Origin of the sequence: Roseovarius sp. THAF27 (genome assembly GCF_009363655.1) — a bacterium.
GTDB lineage: Bacteria > Pseudomonadota > Alphaproteobacteria > Rhodobacterales > Rhodobacteraceae > Roseovarius.
In genome coordinates, this window is record NZ_CP045393.1 from 302,504 (window position 1) to 321,743 (window position 19,240).

The window sequence follows — 19,240 nt, forward strand, 5'->3', positions numbered from 1 at the left end:
CGCGCGTCTTAAAGCGCGTCATCGTTGGTTTCGCCGGTGCGCACGCGCATGGCCTGTCCGATATCGAGCACGAAGATCTTGCCGTCGCCGATCTTGCCGGTGCGCGCGGTCGTCGCGATGGTCTCGACCACCTGGTCGACCATGCCGGCGGTGACGGCGATCTCGAGCTTGATCTTGGGTACGAAATTCACGGCGTATTCCGCGCCGCGGTAGATCTCGGTGTGACCCGATTGAGAGCCGAAGCCCTTGATCTCGGTCACCATCATGCCGCGCACGCCGATCCCCGTCAGCGCTTCGCGCACATCTTCAAGCTTGAACGGCTTGATGGTTGCAATGATGAGTTTCACAGATGTCCCTTTCGGTTGCTTGGGCGAGGTTGATTTCGCTGATGCAGAAAGTGACGGAGATGCGGCGGGCGGGAAGAGTGAGCGCCGGGGAAGCGGGCGGAAATCGTCGGATTATGCACAAATTATGCGCAATTCATCATTAATGACTAATAAATAGGCAGATAAGAATCGCATTCGGGCGGGCTGCGCTTCGGCGACATGCCGCCGGTGGCGGGGCGGATGGCGGGCCGACGTGACGCGACGCAGCAGGCCCGGAGATGCATTTCGGGGGTCTACTTTCGGTGACAGGACCTGTAAACTGCAACAAAAGAGGTCCGAGCAGGTAGGGCATGGGAAACCAGGGGCGAAAAGCGCCGCGACTCGTTGCAGACAGGCGATACGGCAAGACAACCAAGACACCGGCAAAGAGCCGGGCCAAGACGGCTGCCCGCAAGCCGGCGAAACCGGCGCGCACGCGGCGGAAGAGCGGTGGCGGTTCGGGCGGCGGGCGCGGCCCCGTGGCGTGGATCAAGCGCCTGTTCCGCTGGATCCTGCGGCTGTTCTGGGTCGTGACGTGGCGCGTGACCGCGGTGGCGCTGCTGGTGACGGCCCTGGCGGTGGCCTATGTCTATGCGGGGTTGCCGGATGTGCGCGCGCTGCTGGACGGGCGGGCGCGCGGGTCGGTCACGATGCTGGACCGGGAGGGCGACGTCTTTGCCTGGCGGGGCGACCAGTTCGGCGGCGTGGTGACCGCCGATACGGTCAGCCCGGATCTGCGCAACGCGGTGCTGGCCACCGAGGACAAACGGTTCTACCGGCATTTCGGCCTGAGCCCGCGCGGCATTGCCAGCGCCATCCGCATCAACCTGAGCGAGGGGCGCGGGCCTTTGTCGGGCCATGGCGGGTCGACCATCACGCAGCAGACCGCGAAACTGTTGTGCCTGGGCGTGGAATACGACGAATCCGAGTGGGAGAGCGAGGCGGAGTACGTCCGGGACTGCCGCCGCGGATCGCTGGGCCGGAAGGCCAAGGAAGCGGTCTATGCCATGGCGATGGAGGCCAAGTATTCCAAGAACGAGATCCTGTCGATCTACCTCAATCGGGCCTATTTCGGCGGCGGCGCCTTTGGCGTGGAGGCCGCGGCGCAACGCTATTTCGGGGTGAGCGCGCGCGAGGTGAACGCGGCGCAGTCGGCGATGCTGGCGGGCCTGCTGACCGCGCCGACGCGGCTGGCGCCGACGACCAACCTGGAACGGTCGCAGAACCGCGCGGCGACGGTGCTGCGGCTGATGAACGAGCAGGGCTACCTGACCGACGCCGAGGCGCAGGCCGCCCAGGACAATCCCGCCACCCTGTCGGAGGCCGCCGCGGCGCAGGCGGGGGGGTATTTCGCGGACTGGGTGATGGACAGCGGGCCGGAACTGTTCACCCGCGACACGACCGAGGACGTGATCATCCAGACGACGCTGGACCAGCGGATGCAGCGGGCCGCCGAGGAGGCACTGGACTGGGTGTTCGAGAACAAGGTCAGCGACGGGTCCGAGGCGCAGGCGGCGATCGTGGTGATGAGCGCCGACGGCGCGGTGCGGGCCATGGTGGGCGGGCGCAAGTCGCGCGTCACCGGCGCCTTCAACCGGGCGACGATGGCCAAGCGGCAGACCGGCTCCGCGTTCAAGCCGTTTGTCTATGCCACGGCGCTGGAACTGGGCTATGAGCCCACGTCGATGGTGGTGGACGAGCCCTATTGCCGCAACATTGCCGGGTCGGGCCAATGGTGCCCGGAGAACTATGACAAGAAATTCCACGGCCGCGTGCCGCTGATCCGGGCGCTGGCGCAGTCCTACAACATCCCGGCGGTGAAGGTGGCCGAGAGCGTGGGGCTGGACCTGGTTCGCCGGGTCGCCAGCGATTTCGGCATCGACAACGACCTGGCCGAGGGGCCTGCGCTGGCGCTGGGCACGTCGGAAAGCACGCTTCTGGAAATGACCGGGGCCTATGCGGGCATCCTGAACGGCGGATCGTCGGTGACGCCCTACGGGCTGGTCGAGCTGAAGCTGCTGGGCGACGACGACCCGCTGATGCGCAAGAGCGGCGGCATCGGCGAGCGCGTGATCCAGCAGGAGGCGGCGCAGAAGCTGACGGGCATGATGTACGAGGTGGTGCAATCCGGCACCGGCGCGCGCGCCAAGCTGCCCGACCGTCAGGCCGCCGGCAAGACCGGCACGACGCAGGCGGCGCGGGATGCGTGGTTCCTGGGGTTCACGGCGGATTACGTCACCGGCGTCTGGATGGGCTACGACGACAACACCCCGCTGAAAGGCGTGACCGGCGGCGGCCTGCCCGCGGATATCTGGCGCGAGACGATGGTGCGGGTGAACGAGGGCGTGCCGGTCAGCGACCTGCCGATGATCTTCGTGCAGCCCGAGCCGGAGCCGCAGGTTCAGCAGCAGTGGCCGCAACAGCAACAGCCGCAGGGTGGCCGGGACAACACGATCAACCGGATGCTGGAAGAGCTGTTGGAGGGGACAGGCAACCGAAGGTGAGGCGAGGTTGAGGCGCTCTGCCGATCCGGCAGATCGATTCAGTCTTTGCCGGGCGCCGCGCCGGGCGTCGCCTGGGTGCCGGCATCGGGAAAGGTATCGGATTTGACCGCGCCGCGCTGGCCTTCGGGGCGTGAGGGTCCGGTGGTGGTATCCCGGCGGGTCTGATGTTCCAGCTCGGCATTGAGCTTGGCCCCGGCCAGCACGATGAAGGACGACAGCCACAGCCATGTCAGCAGGATGATCGCGCCTCCGAGCGTGCCGTAGGTTTCATTGTAGCTGGCGAAATTCTGGGTGTAGACCGAAAAGGCGACGGTGCCTGCCAGCCAGAGGATCATGGCGACCACCGCGCCCGGGGTGATCCAGCGCCACCTTGCGTTGCGGCGCGAGGGACCGAACCGGTAGAGCACGCCGAGACCGAGGACGGCGAGACAGCCCAGGACGGGCCATTGCAGCCAGAGAATCGTGGTCTCGAGGGTCTCGGACAGACCCAGATAGCCGATCACGGCGGGCAGCACGATCATCAGGCCCAGCGCCGACAGCACCCCGACGATAATGAAGAGCGTCAGGGCAAGGCCGGTAGCGTAGAGCCTGACGAAGCCGCGCTTTTCCTTTTCGCCATAGGCGATGTTCATGCCTTCCATCAGGGTCATCATGCCCTTGGTCGCGCCGTAAAGCGCGAGAAGAAGACCCAGGAGTGCGGCAAGGCCGGTCGCCGCCTCGTCGCCGCCGGTGACTTTCATGATCTGGTCCTGGATGATCGCCGCCGCGTTCTCGGGCAGGATGGCGATGATCTGTTCCAGGTTGTTCGCCACGTCCTGCGGGTTCAGCAGGAAACCCGCGATGGAGATCAGGGCGACCACGGCCGGGAAGATCGCCAAGAGGCCGAAAAAGGCGACACCGGCCGAAACGACCGACATGTGGTCGGACGCGATGCCGTCCTTGAGCCGCAGGACCACGTCCCACCAGCCATGTCGCGATATGTGGTGCGGATGGTCCGCCGTGTGCCCCCGGCCTTTGTCCGGCATGTCAGTCTCCCGTTTGTCTTGTCCTGTTCGGGAAACGCGCGGAGCGGCGGAAAAGATCGTTTTTCCGCCGTTTTTTCCGGGAGGGCCGTGTTCGGGCCAGGACCGGGGAAGGCCCGGGCCGGGGCACGGGATCAGCCCGCGCGTTGCACGTCGGCGATCAGCGCGTCGATATTGCCGCCGTTGCGATCCAGCATGGCGCCGATCTCGGTGCGTTCGGTGAGGCGCAGGCTGACGCCCTCGATCACCATGTCGAAGAAGAGATCGCGGCCGGAGCGGTCGGAAACGAGAAAGAGCACGGTGAAGGGCGACTTGCCGCGCAGTTTCACGTTGGCGCGGACCTCGTGCCAGGACTTGACCTGGCGCACCCCGGTCACGCTGACCTGACCGCCGACGAATTCGCGGAACCGCTTGCCGTACTTGCGGGCGATATAGCCCTGGAAGGCGGCGGTGAAGGCGCGCATCTGGCCTGAGGAGGCGCGGCGCGAATCGGCGCCCAGGGTCGAGCGGGCGATGATGTTGACGTCGGCGTAGCGCGCGAAGATGCGTTCGAAGTCGCGGATCATGGCGCTCGTGGATTTGCCCGAGCCGATGACCCGGTTGATGTCGGCCACGACCTGGTCGATCAGCGCGCGGGCACGGCCCTCTGTCAGGGCGAGGGCGGGGGTTGCGGCGGCGGGCAGCAGCGTGAAGGCCGCGCCCGCACCGATCAGGAAACGTCTGGACATGTCATTCATCGTATGGGTCCTCCGGCAGCGCGCCGAGTTGCGCGTCATATGGATCTTCCAGCGCTCCGCCCGATCCACCGCCGAGCTTGAAACGCCTGTTCTGACTATAGAGCGAACGCGCCTGGGCGTAACTGTCGGCGCTTTCGTAAAGGATGGAATCGATCGTGTCCGCGTACCGGCCCCGGTCGGACAGGCCCGAGGCGGCCGATGCGGCCGGGATGGCGTAGTTCGCGGGCTCGTCCAGCACGTAGCTGAGCGGGTTGGTGAAGAGATCCACCACCTTGCCCGCGGCGGCGCGTTCGGTCGAGGGGCCGAGCAGCGGCAGTTCGAGATAGGCGCCCTCGCGGACACCCCAGACATGGAGTGTCTGGCCGAAATCGGCATCGGTGGCCTGGGGCATGTTCAGTTCGGTCGCGGTGTCGAAGAGGCCGCCCAGGCCAATCGTGGTGTTCACGACAAAGCGATACGTGTCCTCGGTCGCGCCTTTCATGTTGCCTTGCAGGATGTTGTTCACCACCGCGCCCGGGATCGACAGGTGAAAGGCGAAGCGGCCGATCATGTTTTCGACATCGTCGGGGATGAAGCCGGACGCGCCCTTGCCGGCGGGCCGGAGCAGCTTGCGGTCGAGCGCCCGGTTGAAGGCGTGTGTCCGGCGGTTCTCGTCCTCGTAAGGATCGAAAACCTCGCCGGGCGGGTGGCCGGCGGGCGTTGGCGTACAGCCCGAAACAGCAAGGCCGACCGCGAGGAGGAGGCCGGCCACGAGGCGCTTGGGGCGACGGGAAGAAGAGAAATTCGGCAACGGTCAGACTTTGGTTAAACTATGCGGGTATACCTAAAGCATCGGTTCGAGATGCCCAGACACCGCGAATTGTCGGCGTAACCCTGTGGCAGATCAGTGACAACGCATGTAAGGCGGATTCGGGGAGTCGTTCAAGCGATGATGCGGCGGCGGGCGGGAAAGACGGGATGCAACTGAGCAAGGCGAGACTGGACGCGGGGCGCGAGGAACTGCGCGCCGCCCGTCGCGAAAGCCGCACGCTTTACTGGTTCGTCGGCGTGCTCAGCTTTTTCGTCAACCTGCTGATGCTGACGGGTCCGCTGTACATGCTGCAGGTCTATGACCGGGTGCTGGGCAGCCGGTCGGTCGAGACGCTGATCGCGCTGAGCGTTCTGGTGGTGTTCCTCTACGGCATGATGGGCCTATTGGACTACGCACGGGGCCGGATCATGGGCCGGGTCGCGGCGCGGTTCCAGGCGCGGCTGGACCGGCGCGTGTTCGACGCGGTGATCCGCAAGGCGGCGCTGGCCCCGGACGAACATACGCAGACCGGCCTGCGCGACCTGGAAGCGGTGCAGCGGCTTATGGCCTCGCCGGTGCTGATGGCGATATTCGACATGCCGTGGACGCCGGTCTTCCTGGCCGGGATCTGGCTGTTCCACCCCTGGCTGGGGGCGCTGGCGCTGATCGGCGGGGGGATCATCATCCTGGTCACCTTGGTCAACCAGATGGTCACCCGCCAGCCAGCGATGAAATCAGCGCGCGCCACCGGCGCGGCGGAGGCGTTGTCCAGCCAGATCCGCAACGAGTCAGAGATGGTGCAGGCGATGGGGATGCGCGACCAGGCGTTCTCGCGCTGGCAAAAGGCCCGCGACGAGTCGCTGAAATCGCAGATCGCGTCGTCGGACCTGGTGGGCACGTTCACCACGACGACGCGGACCTTCCGGCTGTTCCTGCAGTCGGCGATGCTGGGCCTGGGGGCCTACCTGGTGTTGCAGAACGCGCTGACGCCCGGTGCGATGATCGCGGGATCGATCCTGATGGGCCGGGCGCTGGCGCCGATCGAGCTGGCCGTCGGACAGTGGGCCCTGGTGCAGCGGGCGATGCAGGGCTGGGACTCGCTGGCCCGGTTGCTGGCCCTGGTGCCGCCCGAACAGCCGCGCACGCCGCTGCCCAAGCCCAAGGCCCTGCTGGAGGTCCGGCAGGTGACGGTGGTGCCGCCGGGCGACCAGCAGGCGGCGTTGAAGACCATCAGTTTCACCGTCGGGCCGGGGCAGGCGGTGGGCGTGATCGGCCCATCGGGCGCGGGCAAGTCGACGCTGGCGCGGGCGCTGACCGGGGTCTGGCGGCCCGCGGGCGGCAAGATCCGGCTGGACGGCGCGTCGCTGGACCAGTTCGAGCCGCGGGTGCTGGGCGAGCATATCGGATACCTGCCGCAGCGCGTGCAGCTGTTCGAAGGCACCATCGCCGAGAACATATCGCGCCTTGCCGAAGAGCCCGACCCCGCGAAGATCGTCGCGGCGGCGCGGAAGGCGGACGCGCATGACATGATCCTGAAGCTGCCCGACGGGTATGACACCCGGATCAGCGCCGGCGGCGGGCGGCTGTCGGGCGGGCAGATGCAGCGGATCGGGCTGGCGCGGGCGATGTATGGCGACCCGGTCCTGGTGGTGCTGGACGAACCCAACTCGAATCTCGACAACGAGGGCAGCGAGGCGGTGAACCACGCGATCCGGCAGTTCAAGGCCGAGGGCAAATCGGTGCTGATCATGGCGCATCGCCCGGCGGCGATCCGCGAATGCGACCTGCTGCTGATGCTGGACGGTGGCGTCGTGCGGTCCTTCGGGCCCAAGGACGAGGTGTTGAGGGACGTGGTGAAGAACGCCGAGGAGATCGGCCACGCCCGGATCGGAGGCGTGCAATGAGCGAGCAGACGCGCGACGGCTGGTCGGTGCGCGCGCCGATCATCGTGGGGCTGACCGGGCTGATCCTGCTGCTGGGCGGGTTCGGAAGCTGGGCCGCGGTGACGCAGATCTCGGGCGCCGTGATCGCCAGCGGGCAGATCGTGGTCGACCAGAACCGGCAGGTGGTGCAGCATCCCGATGGCGGTGTCGTGGCTGCTATCGAGGTCGACGAGGGCGACACGGTGGAGGCCGGGCAGGTGCTGCTGCGGCTGGATGCCACCGCCTTGCGCTCGCAACTTGCGATCACCGAGAACCAGCTGTTCGAACTGCAGGCGCGGCGCGGCCGGCTGGAAGCGGAGCGGGACGGCCGGGAGGAGATCGAGTTTCCCGACCTCGTGCGCGAAATGGCGGCCCGGAGCGCCGAGGTGGCCGGGCTGCTGGACGGTCAGCGGCGGCTGCTGAGCGCGCGCAACGAAACCGTGGCCAGCGAGATTTCGCAGTTGGAAAAGCGCCGCGGGCAGATCGCCGACCAGATTGGCGGGATCGAGGCGCAGCAGAAGGCCATGAACGAACAGCTGGCGTTGATCGAGAGGGAACTGGCCGACCAGCAATCGCTTCTGGACCGGGGCCTGGCGCAGGCGTCGCGCGTGCTGGCGCTGAAGCGGGAGAAATCGCGGCTGCTGGGCCAGCTGGGCGAACTGGTGGCGCAGGCGGCGCAATCCGAAGGCCGGATCACGGAGATCGACATCGAAGTGCTGAAGCTGGGCACGCGGCGCCGCGAGGAGGCGATCACGACCCTGCGCGACCTGCAGTTCCGCGAGCTGGAGCTGCTGGAGGAGCGCCGTGCGCTGATCGAGCAGATGAGCCGGCTGGACGTCACCGCGCCGGTGGGCGGGGTGGTGTACGGCTTGCAAGTGTTTGCGCTGCGGTCGGTCATCCGGCCGGCCGATCCGATCCTCTACGTGGTGCCGCAGGACCGGCCGCTGATCATCGACGCACGGGTCCCGCCCACGGATATCGACAAGATATATGTCGGCCAGGAGGTGACGCTGCGATTCTCGGCGCTGGACCAGCGCACGACGCCGGAACTGGTGGGACAGGTGATGCAGATTTCGGCCGATGCGTTCCGGGACGACGCCACGCAGCAAAGCTATTACCGGGCCGAGATCGCGCTGAGCGAAGGCCAGCGCGAGCGTCTGCCGGAGGACGTGACGCTGATTCCCGGCATGCCGGTCGAGACCTTCATCCGCACCGCCGACCGCACGCCGCTGGCGTATCTGACGAAACCGCTGACGGACTACTTCGCCAAGGCGTTTCGCGAGTAAGCGGAGCGCCTGCGGCGCGCAGGCTTGTCTCGGCGTCCCTGCGGGACGTCTCGGGGCGCGTGGCGGGCGTGATGCGCGGGGGCGAGGGACGGGGCGCGTGGCCGGCGACGGCATAGTGAGTATTTATCGCAAGAAAAAGCACGGGCCTGTTTTTGCGGTTGCATCGGTGCCCGGAGCGTCTAGCGTGCGCGGCAACGCAACCGAGGAGGTCGGGACCATGGGAAAATTCGAGGACAAGCTGGCCGAGATGGGCGTGACCCTGCCCGAGGCGGCGGCGCCTGCGGCGAATTACGTGCCGTACGTGCTGGTGGGTGACATGCTGTTCGTCTCGGGTCAGTTGCCGAAGCTGGGCGACGAGATGATGATCGGCAAGCTGGGCGACGACATGGACGTGGCCGCGGGCGCCGAGGCGGCGAAGGCCTGCGCGATCAACCTGCTGGCGCAGGTCAAGGCGGCCTGCGAAGGCGATCTGGACCGGCTGAAGCGGGTGGTGAAGCTGGGCGGGTTCGTGAACTCGACGCCGGATTTCACCCAGCAGCCGCAGGTGATCAACGGTGCGTCGGATTTCATCGGCGAGGCGCTGGGCGAGGCGGGCAAGCACGCCCGCGCCGCGGTGTCGTCGCCGGCGCTGCCGTTCGGCGTGGCGGTCGAGATCGAAGGCGTATTCCAGATCGGATGACGCGGCTCGACCCGGAGTTTCTGCGTGCGCCGCTGGCGCACCGGGCGCTGCATGACGTGGCGGATGGCCGGCCGGAGAATTCGCGGGCGGCGATCTCGGCGGCCATGGCCCATGGCTATGGCATCGAGATCGACCTGCAGCTGAGCCGGGACGGTGCCGCGATGGTGTTCCACGACTATGACCTGAAGCGCCTGACCGGGCAGTCCGGGCCGGTGCAGCAGCGGGAGGCGGCGGAGCTGTGTGGCGTTGCGCTGCTGGGCGGCGGCGAGGGGATTCCGACGCTGCCGGAGGTGCTGGAGCTGGTCGGGGGCCGAGTGCCGCTTCTGATCGAGCTGAAGGACCAGCAGGGGCAGATGGGCCAGACCGATGGGCGGCTGGAGGCGGCGACGGCGGTGGCGCTGAAGGGCTATTCCGGGCCGGTGGCGGTGATGTCGTTCAACCCCGAGATGATGGTGGCGATGCGCGACCTTGCGCCGGAGGTGGCGCGCGGGATCGTGACATGCGATTACGACCCCGGGGACTGGACACTGCTGCGGGCCGAGGTGCGCGCGCGGTTGCGGGAGATCCCGGATTACGACCGCGCCGGCGCGGCGTTCCTCAGCCACCAGGCGCAGGACCTGGGCCGTGCGCGGGTGGCCGCGTTGCAGGGCGCGGGGGCGGACGTTCTGTGCTGGACGATCCGGTCGCCGCAGGACGAGGCAAAGGCGCGGCGCGTGGCGCAGAACATCACCTTCGAGGGGTACCTGCCCGCGATTCCCGCTTGAACCGGGGCGGGCAGGCCACAGATTGAAGGGTATGATTTCCCGAACCAATGAGCGGCCCTGATGGATGGCGGATCTGTCCTTGTGAGCGTCTACGAAAGCCTGGGCGACGTGGCGCAGGCCGACTGGGACGCCTGCGCCTGTCCCGAGGCCGAAGACGGCGGCCGGGCGGAAGACCCGTTCACCACATATCGTTTCCTGAGGGCGCTGGAGGACAGCGGGTCGGTCGGCGCCGGAACGGGATGGCAGCCGCATTACCTGGTGGCGGAGATGGACGGCCAGGTGATCGCCTGCGCGCCGCTTTACGTGAAGGGGCACAGCCAGGGCGAGTATATCTTCGACCACAACTGGGGCCATGCCTATGAGCGCGCGGGCGGGCGGTATTATCCCAAGTTGCAGATGGCGGTGCCGTTCACGCCCGTCACCGGACGGCGGATGCTGACCCGGCCGGGCTACGGGCAGCCGGGGCGCGATGCGCTGATGCAGGCCGCCGTCAGCATCGGGGACCGGAATGCGCTGTCGTCGCTGCACGTGACCTTCTGCACGCGGTTCGAGCGGGAGGTGGGCACCGAGATGGGCCTGTTGCCGCGGATCACGCAGCAGTATCACTGGCTGAACCGGGGATACGAGAGCTTCGACGATTTCCTTGGCAGCCTGAGTTCGCGCAAGCGCAAGAACATCCGCAAGGAGCGGGCGCAGGCGCAGGGCTTTGGCGGCGAGATCGTGCAACTGACCGGCGACGCGATCCGGCCCGAGCACTGGGAGGCGTTCTGGGAATTCTACCAGGACACCGGGGCGCGCAAATGGGGGATGCCGTACCTGACGCGGAAATTCTTCGACATCGCGCAGGAGCGGCTGCGCGACGATATCCTGCTGGTGTTGGCGCTGGAAGACGGCGTGCCGGTGGCAGGCGCGCTGAACATGATTGGGCGCGACGCGCTTTATGGCCGGTATTGGGGCTGCACGGCGCATCATCCTGCGATGCATTTCGAGTTGTGTTACTATCAGGCCATCGACTACGCCATCGCGCACGGTCTGGGCCGCGTCGAGGCGGGCGCGCAGGGCGAGCACAAGCTGGCCCGCGGATATCTGCCGGTCGAGACCCACTCGCTGCACTGGTTTCGCGACCCGCCTTTTTCCGATGCGGTGGCGCATTACCTTGAGTCGGAACGCGAAGCCGTGGCGGAGGATATCGAGATCCTGACGAGCTTCGGCCCGTTCAGAAAAGCAAATGTGGAGGAGCAGGAATGAGTGAGAAACTGAGTGACACGGCGCGGAAGACGACGCTGGAGCCGCTGTTCGAGAGCGGCTGGGCGATGGTCGACGGGCGCGATGCGATCCACAAGACCTATGAGTTTGAGAATTTCGTGGAAGCCTTCGGCTTCATGACCCGCTGCGCGATCTGGGCGGAGAAGTGGGACCACCACCCGGAATGGTCGAACGTCTACAAGACGGTCGAGGTGACGCTGACCAGCCATGACGTGGAAGGTCTTAGTTCGCGCGACACCAAGTTGGCGCGGAAAATGGACAAGCTGGCCGAAGGCTGAGCGCCAGGGCGCGTGAATTGGAGGCCGGGACGCGTCTGTGCCCCGGCCCCCTAGCGTTTGTCAATTGTTGGACGTCAGATGAAATTGACCTTTGCGTCATAAACTGACCCAGGCACTACAAACCGGAAGAGTATGAAGCCCTAAGTTAGCGAGAGCTGTCATTCGAACCGGGTGCAGCGACTGTCGGCTTTGAGCCCAATCTACCGAATGCTGCACCGCGTTCGAACGGCGGCAATCTGAGATCAAACGGACGTCCAGAAACCATGCGTTATGCGTATTTCTGACCCATTGCGGTTATCTGAATTGAGCATCTGCTCATTGAATGCTATCCCCTCGCTGTTCGCTTTCAGGCAGGTTGAAAAAAATGATGAGCGACTGTCATGTAAAAATTGACAAGAACAAGACTTTGGTCATGCGCTATGTCAAAGAGGTGCAAGAGCAACACTCGTTGTCGACGATCGGGGAAATCTTTGCAGAGGATTTTGTCGATCATTCTCGGGTAGCTGGTGGAATGTTTGACGGTGGACTGGCCCAACTTTCCCAAGGGTTGGCTTCAATCTTGGGCGCGTTTCCCGACTTGGAGGTTACAATCAACCATCTACTGGCCGAGGGCGATAAGGTAGTCGCACATAAGTCTTTCAGGGCGACTCACCTCGGGCCGTGGATGGGTGTCGCGGCCACGGGCAAACGCGTAGAGTGGGAACTTATCAGCATCTATGGGATTCGAGACGACAAGATCTCTGATTACTGGGGAATACTGGATGATCGACGCCTCAATGAGTCCCTCGGATTGCCCCTGTAGTTCGCTGCTTTTGCCTAACAGCCGGATTCTATTACCATTGGCACCGATGTCTGAACTTGGGCACATCCGAGAAATAAGGCCAAGTCAGCAATCGGGCTCAAACCGGACCTCCGGAGTTTTGATCGAATGGCAGCTTGGTCCGCCTGCCGGACCTTGACCTATACCGCGCTCAAGGTCCGGTTTGGGTCAGAAGTGCTTAACGATTGGGCCAATATTGCGTGACGCGGCGCCCTAGAAAGTTTCAGAAAACCAGCTCCATTGAGTCAAAGATTCTCGACGTTTCACATCAATCAGATCGCGTCGAGCAGCGACTCGCCGGCGGAGGTCTCGCAGGTGCCGGGATTGTCCTCGACATGCAGGACTTTGACGGTGCCGTCCTCGACCAGCATGGCATAGCGCTTGGAGCGGGCAATGAGGCCGACAGGCGGCGCGGTGAAATCCATGCCGACGGCCTTGGTGAACTCCGATTGCGGGTCGCCCAGCATGGTGATGCCGGCGTCGCTGGCGCCGGTGTCCTTGCCCCAGGCATCCATCACGAAGGCGTCGTTGACCGAGATGCAGATGATTTCGTCCACGCCCTTGGCGTCGAAATCGGCCTTGGTGCGGATGAAGCTGGGCACGTGGGCGGAGTGACAGGTGGGAGTGAAGGCGCCGGGAACGGCGAAGATCGCCACCTTGCGGCCTTTGGTCTTGTCGGACAGCGCGACCTCTTCGGGGCCGTCCGCACCCATCTTGAGCAGCGTCGCATCGGGGAGTTTGTCGCCGGTGGTGATCGTCATTGTCGCATCCTGTCTTTCGTTTGCGTTTGGAATGCCTGTAAGTATAGGCCCTGACGGCCCGAGGGCCATGTGGAATTTGCAGGAGGGGACATGGCAGGAGTTGTTGTCGTGGGCGCGGGTCAGGCGGGCAGTTCGCTGGTGGCGAAGCTGCGGGCGCTTGGCTATGACGGCAAGGTGACGCTGATCGGGGAAGAGCACGCGCCGCCTTATCAGCGGCCGCCCTTGTCGAAGAAATACCTCTTGGGCGAGATGGATATTGAGCGGCTCTACCTGCGGCCGGAAAGCTTTTATTCGGAGAACATGATCGACCTGCGGCTGGATGCGGCGGTGTCGGCGATTGATCCCGCTGACAAGGTGGTTGTCGCGGGCGGGCAGGCGGTGCCTTACGAGCATCTTGTGCTGACCACGGGGTCGGTGCCGCGGCGGTTGCCGCCGGCGATCGGTGGTGCGCTGGACGGCGTTTACGTGGTGCGCGACCTGCGCGACGTGGACAGGATGGCGCCCGAGTTTCGCGACGGCGCGAAGGTTCTGATCGTGGGGGGCGGATATATCGGGCTGGAAGCCGCCGCCGTGGCTGCCTCGAAGGGTTTGCAGGTGACGCTGGTCGAGATGGCGGACCGGATCCTGCAGCGCGTGGCGGCGCAGGAGACGTCGGATTACTTCCGGGCGTTGCATCGCTCGAAAGGTGTCGACATTCGCGAGGGCGTTGGGCTGGAGCGGCTGACCGGCGAGGGCCGGGTCAGCGGGGCGCTGTTGAGCGACGGCACGGAACTGGAGGCGGACTTCGTCATCGTGGGTGTGGGGATCACCCCCGCCACGGCTTTGGCCGAGGCTGCCGGAGTCGATGTCGAGAACGGGATCAAGGTGGATGCGCAGGGACGTACCAGCGACCCGTCGATCTGGGCCGCCGGGGATTGCGCGAGCTTTCCGTTCCGAGGTGAGCGGCTGCGGCTGGAGAGTGTGCCGAATGCCATCGACATGGCGGAATGCGTGGCCGAGAACATCATGGGCGCGGAGAAGACCTATGTGCCGCAGCCGTGGTTCTGGTCGGACCAGTTTGATGTGAAGTTGCAGATCGCGGGGCTGAACGTGGGCTACGACCGGGTGGTGACACGCGAAAGCGAGGGCGGCATTTCCTTCTGGTACTACCAGGGTGACACGCTGTTGGCGGTGGACGCGGCCAATGACGCGCGGGCCTACATGGTGGGCAAGCGGTTGATCGACAACGGCAAAACCGCCGATCCGGCGGTGGTGGCTGACCCCGGCGCTGACCTTAAGGCGCTGTTGAAGGCGTGAGGATCATCGGTGGCGAGTTTCGCGGGCGGCGGCTGGCTTCGGTTGGCAAGGGGGACGAGGGCGCGCGCCTGAGGCCCACCTCGGACCGGGTGCGGGAGAGCCTGTTCAACGTGTTGATGGCGCGGTTCGGCGACCGGGTGGAGGGGGCCGTTGTGCTGGACCTTTTTGCCGGGACCGGGGCGCTGGGGCTGGAGGCGTTGTCGCGTGGGGCGGCAAGCGCGACGTTCGTGGAGAACGGGCGCGTGGGGCAAAGGCTGGTCCGGGAGAATATCGGGATTTGCGGGGTCGGGGACCGCGTGCAGGTCGTGGGCCGGGATGCGCGCAAGTTGGGTGCGGCGAGCGAGGCCTGCGGGCTGGTGTTTCTCGATCCGCCCTATGGCAAGGGGCTGGGTGAGGCGGCTTTGGGCGCGGCAATGGCCGGGGGGTGGATTGCGGCCGGGGCGTTGGTGGTTTGGGAGGACGGCGGCGCGGTGGCGGTGCCGGAGGGGTGGAGCCTGCTCGATGAGCGGGGGTACGGGGATACGGTGATCCGGGTGTTCGAGGCGGGGTAGGTGGCGCGTGGGTTTTCACCCACCCTACGCGTTGCGCGGCCGTCATCCTCGGACTTGATCCGAGGATATCTTTGGCCGGGAGGTCCCGGATCAAGTCCGGGACAGGCAGGTCTGCCGCTCGCACGGCTTCACCCCTTCATCAACTCCGGCAGGTCGCCGGTCAGGCCTGCCGCCTCTCGGATGAATGTGCGGCGCAGGGTCGGCATGGCCGACAGCGCGCCCATGCCGAGGTCGCGCGCGGCGCGCAGGAGGGGGTTGTCGTTGGAAAAGAGCCGATTGGTGAGGTCGGTTGTCACCGCCAGCGTCGCGGTGTCGAAGCGGCGCCATTGCTGGTAGCGGGCCAGCACGTCGGAGGCGGCGAAATCCTCGCCCCGGCGGGTGGCGTCTGTCAGGACCTGCGCCAGAGCGCCCACGTCGCGCAGGCCGGCGTTGAGGCCCTGGCCGGCGATTGGGTGCATCCCGTGCGCCGCGTCGCCGATCAGCGCCAGCCGCTCGGCCACGAAGGCGTTGGCGAGCGTGAGGTTCAGCGGGTAGGTGAAGCGCTTGCCGCGCAGGGTGATGTCGCCGAGGAAATCGCCGAAGCGGGGGCGCAGGACCTCCTGGAAGTCGGCATCGTCCAGGGCGGCGAAGCGGGCCGCCGTGGCCTCGGTCTCGGACCAGACGATGGAGCTGACGTTGCCGGGCAGGGGCAGGATGGCGAGCGGGCCGGGGGGCATGAAGAACTGGTGCGCGATGCCGTTATGCGGCTGTTCGTGTTCGATGGCGGCCACCAGCGCGGTCTGGCCGTAATTCCAGCCGGTGCGGGCGATGCCGGCGCGTTGCGCGGTGCCCGAGGCGCGCCCATCGGAGCCCACGACGATGCGGCCCGCGAGGGTCTTGCCGGAGGCGAGGGTGAGGGTGACGCCGGTGGGCGTGACGTCCTGCGCGGTGACGGTGTCGGTGACTTGCGAGATGCGATCTTCGTCCTGCATCGCCTCCAGGAACGCGCGGCGCAGGTAGCGGTCTTCGAGCATGTGGCCCATCGGGCCTTCCTCGATCTCCGCATGGTCGAAATGCAGGAAGAACGGCGCGGCCCCTTCGCCCGCGCGGCCGTCGGAGACCTTGATTTCCAGCATTGCTTGCGCGTTGTCGGCCACGCGGGACCAGATGCCGATATTGCTCAGCAGGCGCACCGAGGCCAGCGCCAGCGCGTAGGCGCGACCGTCGAAGGCGGCATCTTCGCGCACGGTCTGGGGCAGGGTGTCGATGACGGTCACGGTCAGGCCCGCCTGCGCCGCGGCCAGTGCCAGCGCGGGGCCGGTGAGGCCGCCGCCGACGATCAGGATATCGCTGTCATGGTCCATGCGGATCAATATGCCGGCGCGGGCCGGATTGTCCATGCGCCGGATTGTCGTTGGGCGGGCTTGCCTTGCGCCGGGGCATCTGCGTTCATGCAGGCGATTTGGCAAAGGCGCGGAGGATCCGGGGATGAACGAGTGGCTGACGATGAGCGCGGCGGAGCTGGGGCGCGGGATCGAGGCGGGCGAGATCGGGCCGGTGGTGCTGGCTGAGGCGTACCTGGCGGCCATCGACGCGCATCCGGCGCGGGACGAGATCTATTCGGTGGTCACTCATGACCGCGCCCGGGCCGAGGCGCAGGCGGCAGAGGCACGGGCGCAGGCCGGGCGGCGGCTGGGGCCCTTGGATGGCGTGCCGGTCAGCTGGAAAGACCTGTTCGACAGCGCAGGGACAGCGACGGAGGCCGGCACGCGGCTGCTGAAGGGCCGGGTGCCGGAGCGGGACGCGGACGTGCTGCGCAACGCGACGGCTGCGGGGCTGGTGTGCCTGGGCAAGACGCATATGAGCGAGTTGGCGTTTTCCGGGCTGGGGCTGAACCCGATGACGGCGACGCCGCCGAATGTGAACGATCCGAAGCTGGTGCCGGGGGGATCCTCCTCGGGGGCGGCGGCGAGCGTGGCGCATGGGCTGGCGGCCTGCGGCATCGGGTCAGACACGGGCGGATCGGTCCGTATCCCATCGGCGTGGAACGATCTGGTGGGGCTGAAGACCACGTCGGGGCGCGTGTCGCTGGGTGGGGTCGTGCCGCTTTGCGCGAAGTTCGACACGGTTGGGCCGCTGGGCCGCAGCGTGGAGGATTGCGCGCTGGTGCTGGCCGCATTGGAAGGCGGGCGGGCGGCGGACCTGGAGGGCGTGTCGCTGGAGGGGATGCGCTTTGCCGCGTTGAAGTCGGTGGTGTTCGACGACATCCGCGACGCACCGCGCGACGCCTATTTCAGCGCGCTGGAGCGGCTGAAGGCGGCCGGCGCGCGGATCGAGGAGGTCGAGTCGCCCGAGGCCGAACAGGCGATGCCATTGTCGGCGATCCTGTTCACGTCCGAGGCGTATGGTATCTGGGGCGACGTGATTTCGGCCAACCCGGACAAGATGTTCAAGCCCATTCGCGAGCGGTTCGAATCCGGGCGTGAGTTCCGGGCCTGCGATTACGTGGCGGGCTGGAACCTGCTGACAGCGCTGCGAATCCAGTGGGCCGAACGGATGAAACCCTATGATGCGGTGCTGATGCCGACGGCGCCGAACCTGCCGCCCGAGGTGGACCGTCTGATGACCGACGACGACTATTACGTGACCGAAAATCTGCTGGCGCTGCGCAACACGCGGGTGGGCAACCTGATGGGTCTGGCGGCCGTCAACCTGCCCACCGGGACGCCCGGTTGTGGGCTGATGATGTGCGGTGAAGCCTTCGGCGAGGAACGGATTCTGCGGGTCGCAAAGGCCGCCGAGGCGGCGCTGGCCTGACGGGCAAAATCGTTACTGGACGCAAAATGTTGCCCGGCTGATGCAAGCCGGCCACAATACTTGGCCTACTTTAGAGGTATCCGCTAACCTCTTGCCAAAAATGCCACAATCCCCGCACCCCCGGTTGGTTTTGCTGGACGCAACGCGGGGGCTTTTGTAGATTTGATCCAAACGGGGCGAAAACGATCCCGTAACCTAGAGGCAGTGTTGATGTTTCCCGAGCGGTTTTCGAACCTTCCGGAATATGCGTTTCCGCGTTTGCGGACCCTGTTGGACGTGCACGATCCCGGCGGTGATGTGATTCACATGACCATCGGCGAGCCGCAGCACGATTTTCCGGGCTGGATCATGGATGTGATCGAGAGACATGCGGAGGAGTTTCGCAAGTACCCGGTGAACGAGGGCATTCCGGCGCTGAACACGGCGTTCTGCGACTGGGTTTCGCGGCGCTATGGCGTGGAGTTGAGCCCGGACCGGCATGTGATGGCGCTGAATGGCACGCGCGAGGGGCTGTACAACGCGATGATGACGCTGTCGCCCGAAACCAAGAACGGCAAGCAGCCGATCGTGTTGCTGCCGAACCCGTTCTACCAGGTTTACATGGTGGCCGCGCTGAGCGTGGGGGCCGAGCCGATGTTCCTGCCGGCGACGCGCGAGACGGGGTTCCTGCCGGATTTCACCAGCCTGGACGCCGAGGTGCTGGACCGGGTGACGGTGGCCTATCTGTGCTCGCCGTCCAACCCGCAGGGCGCGGTGGCGGATGCGGAGTACTGGAAGACGCTGATCGGGCTGGCGGAAAAGCACGATTTCAAGGTTTTCGCCGACGAATGCTATTCGGAGATCTACCGCGATGCGCCGCCTGTGGGCGCGCTGGAAGTCGCGAAGGAGATGGGGGCCGACCCCGAGCGGGTGGTGGCTTTTCACAGCCTGTCGAAACGGTCGAACCTGGCCGGGTTGCGCTCGGGGTTCGTGGCGTCGGGGCCGCAGAGCATGAAGCGGATCCGGCAGTTGAGGTCCTATGCGGGCACGCCGCTGCCGCTGCCGTTGCAGCATGCGGCGGCCAAGGTCTGGGCGGACGAAAAGCATGTCGAGGTGAACCGCGGGCTTTACCGGGAAAAATACAGGCTGGCCGACGAGATCCTTGACGGTGTGCCGGGATACCAGAGCCCCGAGGCGGGGTTTTTCCTGTGGCTGCCGGTCGAGGATGGCGAGGCGGCGGCGCTGAAACTGTGGAAAGAGACAGGCGTGCGGGTGCTGCCCGGCGCGTACCTGGCGCAGGAGGCCGGGGGCCTGAACCCCGGCAACGCATACATAAGGGTCGCGATGGTGGCCCCAAAGAAAGAGGTGGCACGCGGCCTGACGCAGCTGCGTGACTGTCTTTATAATTAACGAGGAAGAGGCAA

Annotated in this window: 18 protein-coding genes; 12 read left to right on the top strand and 6 right to left on the bottom strand. The window is 66.0% G+C overall.

Translation table 11 applies throughout. From position 1 onward, the window contains the following. Positions 1 to 8: 8 nt before the first annotated feature. The gene (locus FIU89_RS01510; RefSeq protein WP_152490972.1) at positions 9 to 347 is read right to left on the bottom strand and encodes a P-II family nitrogen regulator; all 339 of its coding nucleotides are present in this window, start codon (positions 345 to 347) and stop codon (positions 9 to 11) included. A 329-nt stretch (positions 348 to 676) separates the two neighbouring features. On the opposite strand from FIU89_RS01510, the gene FIU89_RS01515 reads away from it, so the two are divergent. Next, positions 677 to 2,869 (top strand): transglycosylase domain-containing protein, encoded by a 2,193-nt coding sequence (locus tag FIU89_RS01515; RefSeq protein WP_152490973.1) that lies wholly within the window; start codon positions 677 to 679, stop codon positions 2,867 to 2,869. Positions 2,870 to 2,907: 38 nt separating this feature from the next. Here the strand turns inward: FIU89_RS01515 and FIU89_RS01520 are convergent, their stop codons facing one another. From FIU89_RS01520 to FIU89_RS01530, 3 genes are all read right to left on the bottom strand, one after another. Next, on the bottom strand, positions 2,908 to 3,894 hold the full coding sequence (locus tag FIU89_RS01520; RefSeq protein WP_152490974.1) for a YihY/virulence factor BrkB family protein: 987 nt from the start codon (positions 3,892 to 3,894) through the stop codon (positions 2,908 to 2,910). Between the two features lie 131 nt (positions 3,895 to 4,025). Further along, positions 4,026 to 4,619 carry a phospholipid-binding protein MlaC gene (locus FIU89_RS01525; protein WP_152490975.1) on the bottom strand — a complete coding sequence of 198 codons (594 nt, stop codon included), beginning with the start codon at positions 4,617 to 4,619 and terminating at the stop codon, positions 4,026 to 4,028. A gap of 1 nt (position 4,620) precedes the next feature. Then, positions 4,621 to 5,379, bottom strand: a complete 759-nt coding sequence (locus FIU89_RS01530; protein WP_152490976.1) for a VacJ family lipoprotein — start codon at positions 5,377 to 5,379, stop codon at positions 4,621 to 4,623. Positions 5,380 to 5,585: 206 nt separating this feature from the next. On the opposite strand from FIU89_RS01530, the gene FIU89_RS01535 reads away from it, so the two are divergent. The 7 genes from FIU89_RS01535 to FIU89_RS01565 all read left to right on the top strand — a co-directional run bounded on the left by FIU89_RS01535 (position 5,586) and on the right by FIU89_RS01565 (position 12,415). Further along, on the top strand, positions 5,586 to 7,322 hold the full coding sequence (locus FIU89_RS01535; RefSeq protein ID WP_152490977.1) for a type I secretion system permease/ATPase: 1,737 nt from the start codon (positions 5,586 to 5,588) through the stop codon (positions 7,320 to 7,322). Further along, the gene (locus tag FIU89_RS01540) at positions 7,319 to 8,626 is read left to right on the top strand and encodes an HlyD family type I secretion periplasmic adaptor subunit (RefSeq protein ID WP_152490978.1); all 1,308 of its coding nucleotides are present in this window, start codon (positions 7,319 to 7,321) and stop codon (positions 8,624 to 8,626) included. The genes FIU89_RS01535 and FIU89_RS01540 overlap by 4 nt, the downstream gene beginning before the upstream one ends. Before the next feature lie 217 nt (positions 8,627 to 8,843). After that, positions 8,844 to 9,305: a RidA family protein gene (locus FIU89_RS01545; RefSeq protein ID WP_152490979.1), complete on the top strand. Its 462-nt coding sequence runs from the start codon at positions 8,844 to 8,846 to the stop codon at positions 9,303 to 9,305. Beyond that, a complete protein-coding gene (locus FIU89_RS01550) occupies positions 9,302 to 10,069 on the top strand; it encodes a glycerophosphodiester phosphodiesterase family protein (protein ID WP_152490980.1) in 768 nt (255 codons plus the stop codon). The genes FIU89_RS01545 and FIU89_RS01550 overlap by 4 nt, the downstream gene beginning before the upstream one ends. 60 nt (positions 10,070 to 10,129) lie before the next feature. Continuing rightward, positions 10,130 to 11,317 carry a GNAT family N-acetyltransferase gene (locus FIU89_RS01555; protein ID WP_152490981.1) on the top strand — a complete coding sequence of 396 codons (1,188 nt, stop codon included), beginning with the start codon at positions 10,130 to 10,132 and terminating at the stop codon, positions 11,315 to 11,317. Further along, entirely contained in the window at positions 11,314 to 11,613 is a 300-nt protein-coding gene (locus FIU89_RS01560; RefSeq protein ID WP_152490982.1) for a 4a-hydroxytetrahydrobiopterin dehydratase, read from the top strand. The genes FIU89_RS01555 and FIU89_RS01560 overlap by 4 nt, the downstream gene beginning before the upstream one ends. A 367-nt stretch (positions 11,614 to 11,980) precedes the next feature. Continuing rightward, a complete protein-coding gene (locus tag FIU89_RS01565; RefSeq protein WP_172977989.1) occupies positions 11,981 to 12,415 on the top strand; it encodes an ester cyclase in 435 nt (144 codons plus the stop codon). A 290-nt stretch (positions 12,416 to 12,705) separates the two neighbouring features. On the opposite strand, the gene FIU89_RS01570 is transcribed toward FIU89_RS01565, so the two are convergent. Continuing rightward, positions 12,706 to 13,194 carry a peroxiredoxin gene (locus FIU89_RS01570; protein ID WP_152490984.1) on the bottom strand — a complete coding sequence of 163 codons (489 nt, stop codon included), beginning with the start codon at positions 13,192 to 13,194 and terminating at the stop codon, positions 12,706 to 12,708. 90 nt (positions 13,195 to 13,284) lie between these two features. Between FIU89_RS01570 and FIU89_RS01575 the strand changes: the two genes are divergently transcribed. Continuing rightward, the gene (locus FIU89_RS01575; protein WP_152490985.1) at positions 13,285 to 14,490 is read left to right on the top strand and encodes an NAD(P)/FAD-dependent oxidoreductase; all 1,206 of its coding nucleotides are present in this window, start codon (positions 13,285 to 13,287) and stop codon (positions 14,488 to 14,490) included. Further along, positions 14,487 to 15,041: a 16S rRNA (guanine(966)-N(2))-methyltransferase RsmD gene (gene rsmD, locus FIU89_RS01580; protein WP_152490986.1), complete on the top strand. Its 555-nt coding sequence runs from the start codon at positions 14,487 to 14,489 to the stop codon at positions 15,039 to 15,041. The genes FIU89_RS01575 and rsmD overlap by 4 nt, the downstream gene beginning before the upstream one ends. A 128-nt stretch (positions 15,042 to 15,169) precedes the next feature. Here the strand turns inward: rsmD and FIU89_RS01585 are convergent, their stop codons facing one another. Then, positions 15,170 to 16,420, bottom strand: coding sequence for an FAD-dependent monooxygenase (locus tag FIU89_RS01585; protein ID WP_172977990.1), 1,251 nt, complete (start codon positions 16,418 to 16,420; stop codon positions 15,170 to 15,172). Positions 16,421 to 16,508: 88 nt separating this feature from the next. Here FIU89_RS01585 and FIU89_RS01590 point away from each other — a divergent pair, with 88 nt between their 5' ends. After that, on the top strand, positions 16,509 to 17,837 hold the full coding sequence (locus tag FIU89_RS01590; RefSeq protein ID WP_152490987.1) for an amidase: 1,329 nt from the start codon (positions 16,509 to 16,511) through the stop codon (positions 17,835 to 17,837). A gap of 210 nt (positions 17,838 to 18,047) precedes the next feature. Further along, positions 18,048 to 19,226: an aminotransferase class I/II-fold pyridoxal phosphate-dependent enzyme gene (locus FIU89_RS01595; RefSeq protein WP_152494362.1), complete on the top strand. Its 1,179-nt coding sequence runs from the start codon at positions 18,048 to 18,050 to the stop codon at positions 19,224 to 19,226. Positions 19,227 to 19,240: the final 14 nt, after the last annotated feature.